4 protein-coding genes are annotated in these 12,106 nt (G+C 47.5%); all 4 read left to right on the top strand.

The features are described 5' to 3' along the window. Positions 1-39 precede the first annotated feature (39 nt). The 4 genes from V4U88_RS22880 to V4U88_RS22865 all read left to right on the top strand — a co-directional run bounded on the left by V4U88_RS22880 (position 40) and on the right by V4U88_RS22865 (position 12,075). On the top strand, positions 40-9,726 hold the full coding sequence (locus V4U88_RS22880; RefSeq protein ID WP_334075560.1) for an RHS repeat-associated core domain-containing protein: 9,687 nt from the start codon (positions 40-42) through the stop codon (positions 9,724-9,726). A 12-nt stretch (positions 9,727-9,738) separates the two neighbouring features. Then, positions 9,739-9,990 carry a type II toxin-antitoxin system HicB family antitoxin gene (locus V4U88_RS22875; RefSeq protein ID WP_334075559.1) on the top strand — a complete coding sequence of 84 codons (252 nt, stop codon included), beginning with the start codon at positions 9,739-9,741 and terminating at the stop codon, positions 9,988-9,990. 1,298 nt (positions 9,991-11,288) lie between these two features. Next, positions 11,289-11,570, top strand: coding sequence for a hypothetical protein (locus V4U88_RS22870; RefSeq protein ID WP_334075558.1), 282 nt, complete (start codon positions 11,289-11,291; stop codon positions 11,568-11,570). A 13-nt stretch (positions 11,571-11,583) separates the two neighbouring features. Then, on the top strand, positions 11,584-12,075 hold the full coding sequence (locus V4U88_RS22865; protein WP_334075557.1) for a rolling circle replication-associated protein: 492 nt from the start codon (positions 11,584-11,586) through the stop codon (positions 12,073-12,075). Positions 12,076-12,106: the final 31 nt, after the last annotated feature.

Here is a 12,106-nt window from a genome sequence, read left to right as displayed (position 1 = left end):
ATTTTTGGAGCATCGTATTAGAATTTGGAGGTGCTGCGGTTGAAGCGTTTGAGTGTAATGTTCTTATTTTTCATATTCTTAATGGCGGCGTTTGGCCAGGCGGCCTACGCGGAAAAGTTGGAAGATCAATTGAACAATCTGATCGGGCCCCAGCGGCAATATAATACGAAGCTGTCGCCCGTTTATTTGCGCACCCATACGGATGAGGAATCAATCAGCCCGCAGAGCGGGAATCTGTCGCTTGTGCAAACCGACTATATTCTTCCCGGGCGAAACGGGCTTGATCTTGAGATCAAAAGAATATACAGCAGTGGAAATGCCAACCTTCACGAAATGAAGGTCAAATACGTCGAAGGTGCCTGGGTGGATTATGTGGAGGATATCGAAACGCCGACTTTTTACGAGGATCGATATAACCTTGGCATAGGCACGAGATTTTCTTTTCCGACGATTGAGATGAGAGAGAACGAAGACAAAACCACCCATAAGTTTTTGCATACGGAGAGCGGAGACGTTTACCGTTTGAAACCCTACACCATGAACGGCGAAACCGTATACATACCGGACGGGCAGACGATTCAGGATGTAGTGGTTCGCGAGACGAACGAGTTCAACAACGGACAAAGCGACGGCGCCTCCAAATATGTGATGACCGGCAAGGATGGAAAGAAAACTTACTTCGACGGTGATGGGGTTATCCTTGGGATCGTGGACCGTTATGGAAATAAAATGGTGTTTGAAAGAACAAAGCTGGAATACAAAATTGACAACAAGACGATCACCAAGAAGCTCATCACCAAAATTACCGATTCCGTCGGTCGGGTGACGACCTTTGAGTACAAAGAAGACGCTTCTTTTAAGGTCGGAAAGCTCGACAATAAAGTGTATGGAGCAGGTGAATCCTATAAAAATTCACAGAATCCGAATAACAGCGATTCCGGCGATCTTCAAGGCAAGTTCCAGGTCATCGTACATCTTCCGAACGGAAAAAGCCTCGTTTACGACAAGACGGCCGCGCTGGTGAACAAGACGAAGCAGGTGCTTCGGGCCCGGTTGCAGCGTGTTTATGACGTGGATGGATTGCCAAAATACCATTTTTGGTACGAGCAGTCCGATCTGGGATTTACGTTTATGAACAAAGAGAAGTATTCGGCTTTCATTCGCTATGAGAACCTGGCCCAAATCGATTATGTGAAGACAAACCGGATTTCCCGCTATATTTATGGTTCTGCCAAAAGAAATCTGAACGAGAAAGGAAGCATGGAGTACCGTAAAATTTTCGAGAAGCGGGAAATATCCAAAAAAGGCTATGATTCTTCCCAAAAGAAATTTGAGGATCGTTTTCTTACTGAAGTTAACGATAAAACAACCTATAGTTACATCAATGAAGCGGATGGCTATGGATTCGAGGGTTACAAAAAAGACGATTACAATTATTTGAAGGATACTTACCGTTATTTTACGGAGATGACCGACGCTCGCGGCAGCAAAGTGAAGTATACATATGACGGGCTGGATCAGTTGGTTACGACCGAACAGACAGGCAACGATCATAAGGAAGTCTCCAAAAATGAGCTTGATGATATGAAGCTTGTCAAGAAAACGGAAACCTTGATTTATGAGGTGAAGAGCGGTAAAGCCGAGAACAATCCCGTTCGTAAAATCGAGAATTACCGGTATGATCAATACGGCAATCTCACCAATTATACCGGTCCGGAAGCCAAGCGGAATGAAAATGGAGAACCGTTGGATACGGAACATACTGTCGTTTATACATATGCCTATGATAAATTCCATGCGCTTACATCCAAGACGTGGAAGCAGGATCGGAATACGACGGTTCAAGATCGTTACGAAATTGACGATAAGGGCAATGTGGCCCGGGAGACGAAGGTCAATTCGGAGGATACCGGCCAATGGATTGTGACCGATTATACTTATGACGGGCACGGGAATGTATTGAGTAAATCGGTTCAATCGGCCGGCCAGACGTATACAACTTACTATGAGTATGGTGCCGACGCCGACGGACATGATGTAAAAGGTGCCTATTTGACGCGGGAATACCGCGTTCTTGAAGGTCAGCAGGCAGCAAAAAGGTATGCTTATGATTTCCGTACAGGCAATATGACAGCGGAGGTGGATGCCAGAGGGAATCGTACAGAGTATCAATATGATGCTCTGGAACGGCTGACGGCGACCATTCGCCCGGATGGCGGCAAGCAAACTTTCGCCTATGAGGAAGATGGGGATGCGAATATGAAAATTCGCCAAACGGATTTTGAGCAGAACGTCTTTCTTTACGAATATGACACTTTAGGATATCAGGTCAAGGAAAGCGTACGGAACTCCGCCGATCAGTGGACCGTTCTGTCTTCTGTCCGGTATGATTCCAAGCACAACAAAATTGAAGAAACGGATGCAACCGCCAACACCATCCGCTATGAGTATGACAGCGCCGATCAATTGATCAAGAAAGCGTATTACGATAAGAACGGGGCAGCCAAAGGAACAGTTAACGTTGAATACCGTACGGACTCTGCCGGCGATGCTCCTTTGCTGGTAACGATAACGGACGAAGAAGGGTATCCTCAGAAATTTTATTATGATATCATGGATCGCTTGATTCGCAAGGAAACAACGCCTGATCGAAGCAGTATCCTGAAGAGCCTATACGAATACGATTATACAGGTAATTTGATCAAGGAGACGGATGCAAGAAACCACTCCAAGCATTATCGGTATGACAGTATTGGCCGATTGCTGTCTGAGCAGGACGAATTGGGCAACACAACAGCCTATTCTTACAATGCACTGAATCAGATTCTGAAACAAGAGGAGCCCGGCGGGAAAATAACACTGAATGCCTTTGACGAGCTGGGGCGAGTGACGGAAAAACGGATTTCGGAGAAAGGCTCGGCCGATTATTTCTACGAAGCTTACGAATACGACTTGATCGGAAACGTCATTTCCTCGCAGAAGGGACAGTCGCTCGCCGGCAGCCGTCAGATTGCATCCGATACCGGGTACACCTATGATTCGCTTAACCGCCTCATCGGTGAAAATCCAAAGATGGACTCTTCCAGAATGGGGCATATTGCTCATGAATATGACAAGAACGGAAACCGGATCAAGACCATCCAATACGCGGATGCGGGGAAAAAAGGGTTCAGATTTAATACCTGGGTATACGATTATGCCGGACGTGTTACGGAAGAAACAGGTGGAACCTCGGGAACTCTACCGGAGGAAACCAAGGGCGTTTACGGCAGCTATCACCATATATATAAGCGGGATGCATCGGGCAATGTTGTGGAAGAGCAACGCTACAACGGTTCTTCTTTTGATACGATCATAATGGTTTACGATTATCGAAATCAGGTAATAGCAAGGTATGAACCGTACGGAGGCCAAGCGAAGGGCAAGAAAACACAGTTTAGCTACGACCGGGCCGGCCGGGTAATCGCCGAAACGCAGACCGTTCAAGGAACGGACGCGACGATGGGGTATACTTATGACGGGATGGGGAGACTTATCCGGAAGACTGATCCGCTGGGGAATGCCTGGAGATATGTTTATGATGCGAACGGAAATCAAACCAAGGAGATCGATCCGAGATATTCATCGTTGCCGGAAGAAAAGGCCCCGGGCATTGAACAAGAGTATGATTCGCTTGATCGGCTTGTTCGCACATCCGTTTTTGACGGACAAACCCGGACAGTGATTTCGTACAAGCACTACGATGGGCGCGACAACGTTGTACTGGAAGTGCAAGGCGAGGGATATAATGCTGCCGATCCGAACGCTTCTATCGGAAGCGTGTTCGAATATAACGCGCTTGATCGTCCGGTACAGATCATCTCTGCACAGACGGCTTCCGACAACCTGAAGACCGGATCCTTGTTATTTACCAAAAGGAATAAATACGACGGTGCCGGTAATCTGCTTGCGGAAACGGATGCCTTAGGAGCGACAACGAATTATTCTTATTATCTGAACGGTCTCCTGAAAGAGAAAGTGTTTGCGGACGGCAACAGCGAGACGTATGATTATGATTTGACCGGAAAGGTCTGGAAAAAGACGGTTGACCGCAATGGAGGCGTTACCAAGCAGTATCTGACCATCTTTGATCAGCCTGCTCGAATTGAATATCCCGATGGGACCTCCGAGAGCTTCTTCTATTCTCCCAAGGGTAAACTCGTTAGGAAGCTTGACCAGGCCGGAAACGAACAAAGAATGGAGTACGATGCCTCCGGTAATGTGACAACCAAGCTTGAGTTCGTATCCGTGAACGGCTCGCATAATCTGTACAAGCGGACCGAAATGAAATATGACGAAGCGAACCGCTTGCTTGAAACCGAAACCTTCCGTTACGAGGAGCCGGCGGGTATGTCAGGAACTCCGGTAAAGACATCGACAGGCGACCGAGTTATGAACGTGTATGACAAAGCGGGGCGTTTAATTCGTTCCTCCGGACCGAATGGCCGAGAAACCCTTTTTGAGTATGACCGGACAAATCATGTTATTCTCAAGAAACAAAAAGTTTCGGACAATGATTATGATATGACCCGCTATGAGTATGATGTTCAAGGCAATCTCGTCGCCGAATCGCTCCTCGTACGCATGTCCGATTTGGCGCAGGAAGAGCTGGCGGGGGCCCAATTTGACGATGCTTATATTGATCGCGTTTTGTCGACAACCCGTTATATCTATAACAATAACGGCCAAGTGAAGAAACAGACCGATGCCAAAGGTCATGCGACGATGTTTGCTTACGATCTTGATAATCGTCTGATTCGTAAGACCGATGCTTTAAATGGAATTATTACTTATCGGTATAACGGCAATGGGCAACTTGTACAAGAGACCGACACGGCGGGGATGTCCAGGGTTTATGAATATGATGCGGTTAATCGTTTGATTCGTAAAAAGGAGCCGGCGGCCGACGGCTCTTCCGCGATTAGAAGATACGTCTACGACGCAAATGGAAATTTGATTAAAGAAATTGCTCCCAACCAATATAACTCGTCGTTGGACAGCGAGACTGCCGTCATGGGAATGGCCGGGGTTTCTTATAAATACGATTCGATGAATCGCCGTACAGTTACCTTTTCTCCGGAAGGGAAGGCGCTCGAATATGTGTCCTATGATGCGGTGGGGCGTGTAAACAAAATGGTTGATGGGCTGAGATACAAGGACAACAGTATTTCGGCATCGCCAGGAACCGAGATGGAATATGACGGTCTTGGGCGTAAAACGAAAGAAACCGATGCTTTAGGCGGTAGTGCCGTTTATAACTATGACATTTTGGATCATGTCATTCAAATTACGGATAAACGCGGACTCATTACCCGTTATAGCTATAATGCAGACGGTACCGTTTCGAAGATGACAAACGCCGATGGAGGCGTTGTCAAATATGCGTATGATCTTTTGGGACGTAAAATTTCGGAGATCAATCCGCTTGGCGTCCAAACACAGTATACCTACAACTCATTCGGTAAAGAAAAGGCCTTGACCGACGCTTATGGTCACACCACCGAATCGAAGTATGATCTTGCCGGCAACCTGTTGTCTTTTAAGGATAAACGGGGAAGCGTCAGCTTGTATAAATATGATGCGAAAAACCAATTAATTGAGAAGAAATCGCCCCTTGAAAAGGATGGCAGCGGAAATGCCGTTTATGCGGTAGAAACTTATTCGTACGATCCGGTTGGGCGTCTTCTGAAAGAAAGCCTCGCCGGCTCCAAAGATAAGTCGTTTCTTCGCGAGACGACCTACACTTATTATTCTAATGGGCTGGTACGGACCCGCTCGGACAATAGCGGAGCTTCGACAGAGACTTTCTACGACAGAAACGGCAATGTTGTCCGGACAGAGGCACCTCGTTCGGCAAACGAACGGGATATCGAAAAATTTGTCTATGACAGCTCAAATCGAATGATTCAACGAATCCGGCTTGCGGAAGAGCAGGCTCTGGATGCGGTCGTCGCCACGGGAGACAACCAGGATGCTGAAAATGCTGAAGTGGTAGAGCTTGCTACAGATTATGAGTACGATCTTCTCGGCAATCTGGTGAAGGAGACCGATGCGCGAGGCAGCGAAGTTTCTTATACGTATGATGCTTTGAACCGGTTATCTTCGAGGATACAAAAATGGGGTGGAGCGGATGCCGCAGTCAAGTATGATTACGATCCGGCCGGAAACCGTCTGTCGGAGACGAATGAACTGGGCTTCACCCAGCGTTACGCTTATGATGCGATGAACCGGGTGTCTTCGGTTACGGATGCCAAGGGTCATGAGTTGTCTTACGAATATGATGCGGCAGGCAATCAACTGTCGAAGACGGATGCCTTGGGCAACCGGACTTCTTTCGCTTATGACAAGCTTAATCGTCTGGTCTCGATAACGGATGCATATGAAACGATAACGGCACATTATGTCTACGACGCTACAGGAAACAAGATCAAGGATATAGATGCCAGAGGCTATCAGGCGGGAAGCTCGGATGATAGCCGTTACGGTGAAGTCTATGTTTATGATTTGGCCGGAAGGTTGGTCTCGAAGACGGATCGCGAGGGTTTCACAACAACCTATCGGTACAACCCGGCAGGGGAGCTTCTGAAAGAGACGAACGCACTGGGAGCTTCTTATACGTACGAATACGATAACGCAGGCCGACTGGTCAAGGTCACCGATCCGCTGGGCGTCAATGTGCTGTACAGCTACGACTTGGCCGGCAACAAGCTTGATATGACAGATGGAAGAGGGAAAGTTACCCGTTACGAGTACAGCTCCTTCGGCTTGCTCATCGGATTAATCAATCCGGACAACAAACGGATAAGTTACCGCTATGATCCGGCGTTAAATATTGCGGAGATGACCGACAAGAACGGCAACCATACCCGTTATACCTATGACAGTCGAAATCTGCTCCTGTCAAGAGTGGTGGATGAGACGGGAGACGCCGTCCATTTCACTTATGATAAAACGGGTAATCGCTTATCCATGACAGACGAAAGCGGAGTTACCCGATATGCCTATGATAAAAATAACCGGGTTACCGCCATATCCAGAGATGAAGCGGTACAAATTTCTTATACCTATGATGCCGTTGGCAATGTCGCTACGGTGAAAGACAAAAAGGGAAATACGACCACCTATACGTATGACAGGTCAAACCGGATGTCTTCCGTGGAATCGGAAGGGAATGTTTCAACATACACGTATGATTCAGGAGGAAACCGAACCTCCGTGACTTATGCGGGTGGTGTGAAGGAAACCTATACCTTTGACAAAAACAACCATTTGCTGACTTTGCAAAATTTGAAGCCCAATGGTTCACTGCTGTCCTCCTATACGTATACATATGACGGAGCAGGCCGACAGACGTCGAAGACGGACAGCTATGGCAAGACAAATTACACCTACGATGAGGCCGGACGGATTTTGAAGGTCGAGACGCCTGGAAAGACAACACTTTATGCTTACGACAAAAGCGGCAACCGTCTGACGGAATTAGAAACGTATACGTCCGAGCAGTCTAGCGGATATGTTGATCCGTCAAACGGGGGGAAAGTAACCTATCTCGTCAAGAAAAGTGAGTACGTTTATTCAAGCGCCAACGTTTTGCGGCAGCTCGTAGAGAAGATGCTGGATGCCGAGGGAAAAGAGACGTTGGAGAAGACAACCGTCTATTTATATGACGACAATGGTAATGAATTACGGCGGCAGGTAGGTTATATCCGACCACATAACCGTGACATGAAACAGGTGACCGGTGCCAATCCGCACGGTGACGGACTGACGAACGAGTTGTATGAGGTGTTTGAAAAAACAAGCAATACGTTTGACGGCTTCAACCGTCTGAAGCGCTCGGAGCGCATTCAGGGCGGAATCCGTTACAGCGTTGAGTACACCTATGACGGAGACGGACTCCGGACGCGGAAGCAATCCCGCAGCTCGAAGGAGGATAAGGCCGAGGTTACGAATTATCTCTACGACCGCCAATCCGTAATCCTGGAGACGGATGCCGAAGACCATGTATCGGTGAGTTATGTGCGAGGAATCAACTACATTGCCAGAATGGATGCTTCCTCGAAGGTGTCATACTTCCTGTTTAACGGTCATGGGGATGTCGTTCATACCGTCAGCGATAGCGGGGAGATGGAGAATCAGTACGATTACGATCCATTCGGGAATATCCTGCTAAGTGTTGAACAGTACGCCAGTTCGATACGTTATGCGGGTGAGTTCTACGATGCGGAGGTAGGCTTGTACTACTTACGGGCGAGATATTACGATCCGTACATTGGGCGGTTTACTTCGGAGGATACCTATAGAGGGCAGGATGATGACCCATTAAGCCTGAACTTATATACGTATGCGTTGAATGATCCGATAACTAACGTGGATCCGTACGGACATGCTGCGGTAACGCTGAGGGATCTGGCCAAAGCCACGGGGGCAAGTATGTCGTACAACTCCAAGACGAAGGTGACGACGGTGACCCTTTCATCGGGGGTGTCGGTGAACTTCAATACGAGCAGCAAATCGGATCAGAAGAGCAAAGGTTACAGCGTGCAGAACGGTCGGATTGTGCTAGACAATAAACAATATGACAAGCTGATGTCGCAATCGTATACGAAGGCAAAAAGCTCAGTTACAGGCGGTAAAGTAACGGTTAAATCCAAGGTCGAAACGGCGGTGGGAACCAATAACAAGATCGTATCGCACACGAAGGTGGAAAAGACCTATGATGTGAAGTCACCCGTGATAAAAGGGCTCACAAGTAAGTGGCCACTCACGGAAGAAAAGGCTAGTGTGCTGGATACGAAAACGCAGAAGATATCGGGTATTAATCTGGTAACCAATAAGGATTTGGTAACCAATAAAGAACTGACGAGGAGAAGTGCCCTGATCAAGAATATTACGAATGGATCGGGAGGAGCGATAGGGAGGCCTCAGGCGGCCGTCATCAGTTTGCTGCTGGAGCAAAGTAATGATTCCGTCAGTGAACATTTGAAAGCCAAATATAACGATATCGGAAAAGTTAGTGATAAAGATGACAAAAAGCTCCGGGGAAATAGTGAGCTCTACTCAGTAGCTCACCTGGTGAGCAATACTATAATGAACTCAGGAAAAGCACAAACGACTTCCGGCGATAACGACTTGAAGTCGTTCTACAAGTTGGTGTACCCGAAAAGAACTGATCAGGATTACCAAAACTTTAAAAAAATACTGTCAGGGTCCCAGAAGAATGATTTGGAATCAGAGATAAATGCCTTTTACAGCAAGGAGACGTTGCTGTACGGAGGATACTTGGACCAGGAAGAATATAGTGGCAAGTGGAAAACGGCCGAAGCAGTTCTAGAAGTGGCATTACCCGCCGCTGGATTTGGTCTATCGAAGGGGATTGCCCGGTTTGGCTTTAAAGGAGCGGTTCGGAGTGTTCCTAAGGGGACGGGAGAAACTGCGCAGAATTCTGGTTCACTTAAACTGGATTTGCAATTATTTGCAAAGGGCAAGTTTCCTACTGGCTCTGTCAGCGGTAAAGATGTGGTGAAATTCCTGAAAAAAGATGGTTTTTCAGAAGTGAGTCAAAAGGGTAGTCATGTAAAACTAAATGGTCCGAATGGGGAAGTGGTAATAGTTCCTGTACACGGAGGTAAAGATTTACCAATTGGAACTCTTAATAGTATAAGGAAACAAGCAGGCTATAAATAAAGGAGTGATTAGGTGGTACAAAAGGAGTATGAGTATTGGGCAATTTTCCATTTTGCTGATGATGGGATATCTGTTAGCTTTCCGGATTTACCTGGATGTATTTCATGCGGCTACTCTTCAGAGGAAGCTATTCAAATGGCGAAAGAAGCGCTCATGTTGTATCTTGAGGATATGACAGAAGAGACTATCCCCAAACCAACTCAGATAAGCTCATCGACACTAACACCTTCGGAAAAAGTATATTTAATAAAAGTGAAGTTATAAATTGTTCAATTAACCTTGATTGGCTACACGCCTTTCAATGTTTCTTTTTAGTGGGGGCTACCCAGTGCCGAATGAATCGGGCGGCCAATTGTTGGAACTCACATAGCCACTTGAAAACATTCTTCTTATTGCTCGCCGCGCTACTTCAACAATAGCAGCATATGCGCGGCGGCGATTTCACGAGGAGCGAGATTTATTTGTGCTTGACTACATCCTGAGCGTCTTTCTGGATTTAATAATACATAGCCAGTTCTCTCGGCGGATGGGTGGATTGATTCGTGGAACCTCCCCGTAATCCGCCATCTGGCGACGAATTGGGCGTAGAACGTCAAGAAACCGTCTTAGTTGGGTGCTACTGTTCTGCCGTGATCGTTCGCCTGTTCTGCGGATAAAAATGGGGATTTGCCCGGTTTCTATCGCCTGTAACCACTCGGGTACCGGATTTTCGACATGCGATATGAATGAGAGCTATGGATGGATTTTATGGAAAACGTGACATACGGTCCTATGTGGGGAAATACAGGGACCTCCCATAGGAGCATGCGAGAATCGTTACTCTGTCGGGTACTTTACCGTACAAAAGCACCCAAGAGACCATTGTTTTCTTTATCACGTTAGTGCTTTAAATAAAAGGGGGTACGATATTCAGAAGTGAAGCTGAATTCACACCTGAACATCTAGCTCTCCTCTGAAGACCGAAGGAAAGGAAAGGGACGGAGCGAAGCGGAGTCTTCCGAGCGAAGCGAGGAGGTCACAAGCAGGAACGAGCAGCTTGAATATTCGTGGGCATCCTATGCCCATAGAAGCCTGGGCTGTTTTTAAAATATGGAGGATGGATGTGCTATGCTCCTCGCTAACGCTCGGAGGACTTCGCTTGCTCGTCCGCTATACGAGGTATCTGGTAATAATTGAAATGTGCTGATTTCTCGCTGTTCTCTGGATGGTCATATTCCCCACACGCCCCCGCTGGCGACGATATGGACGTAGAACGTCCCGTAGTCACTGACGGGGGCTTTTTGCGTATTCGGAAAGGCTTTAGCCAGCCCCTGATGATTCGCCCGTTACGCTTTGTTTAAACGGGCTGTAACCATACTCCTTCCCTCTCTCCTTATTGGATACACCGAGCGAAGTGAGGAGATTATTTTCCCAGCCACTACTTTTCATGTCAATCACATGGAGTACAGATGCATCCCCCTGGTTTATTTATGTTAAACGCCCCAATAGGGCGCTAAAAAACCGAGGAGGGCTTGGCGATGGGATATAACTGCCAGATGACGAGGATTGGAGATTGCCTGAGAGTGAAGATATTCGGACGGGAGTTACCTGAAGAAAGCGACCGTAAATCGAAAAGCCAACGTTACGCGGAGATTGAAGCGATTCACGCTGATCGCTCTCTGACGGACTTGCAGAAACGGGTCTATTCGGCGGTTTTAGAACCGCCGGATGAAGAGGAATGCGCGGTAAATCGCCCTGATCGAACGCCGAAGCCGGGGACACTCCGGTTAGCGGAACGTGAAAGGTTCTGCCACCTGATGGATCAGAACTTTAGCCTAGGTCACAAGTTCATTACGCTCACCTAACGAGAAGCCGGATGTGACGCTGGATGAAGCGGCGAAGGACTATGAGAACTGGGTGAAGCGGATGCGTGAGCGGTACGGGGATTTCAAGTATCTCGCTGTTCGCTCCTTTCAGCAACGCGGCACGCTTCATTTCCACCTGCTAACTGATCTGCCGAATATTCCGAGAGCTGAACTGGCGGATGGAACGATTCGGGACATCTGGGGACTGGGAAGCGTCGAATTGAAACGAATCTACAGTCTGCCGATGGTGGAACGCCGAAACAAGCTGAAGCTTGACCTAATCAAGAATCTGCGGGATTTTAAGGCGGATGAACGCTCCTATGGAAAGCGCCTGTTCCTCAAGAGTAAGAACCTGATTGTCCCGAGGACGGTAAAAGGTGACTTTGATGAGATGATGGCGAAGTTGAAGGAGAGCGGGTATGTACCGGAGTTTGTGGAATCCCGTCAGTTTCCGGTGGAGTACATAAACTATATCCAGCTAGAAACGTACCACTTGAGGAAATAAAGGATGCCTTTATAACGTTACCGCATTAAAG

The sequence above is a fragment of the Paenibacillus sp. A14 genome, assembly GCF_036864815.1.
Taxonomy (GTDB): domain Bacteria; phylum Bacillota; class Bacilli; order Paenibacillales; family Paenibacillaceae; genus Fontibacillus; species Fontibacillus sanfengchensis.
The sequence above is the reverse complement of the archived record's forward strand: the minus strand, read 5'-3'. Positions and strand labels throughout refer to the sequence as shown.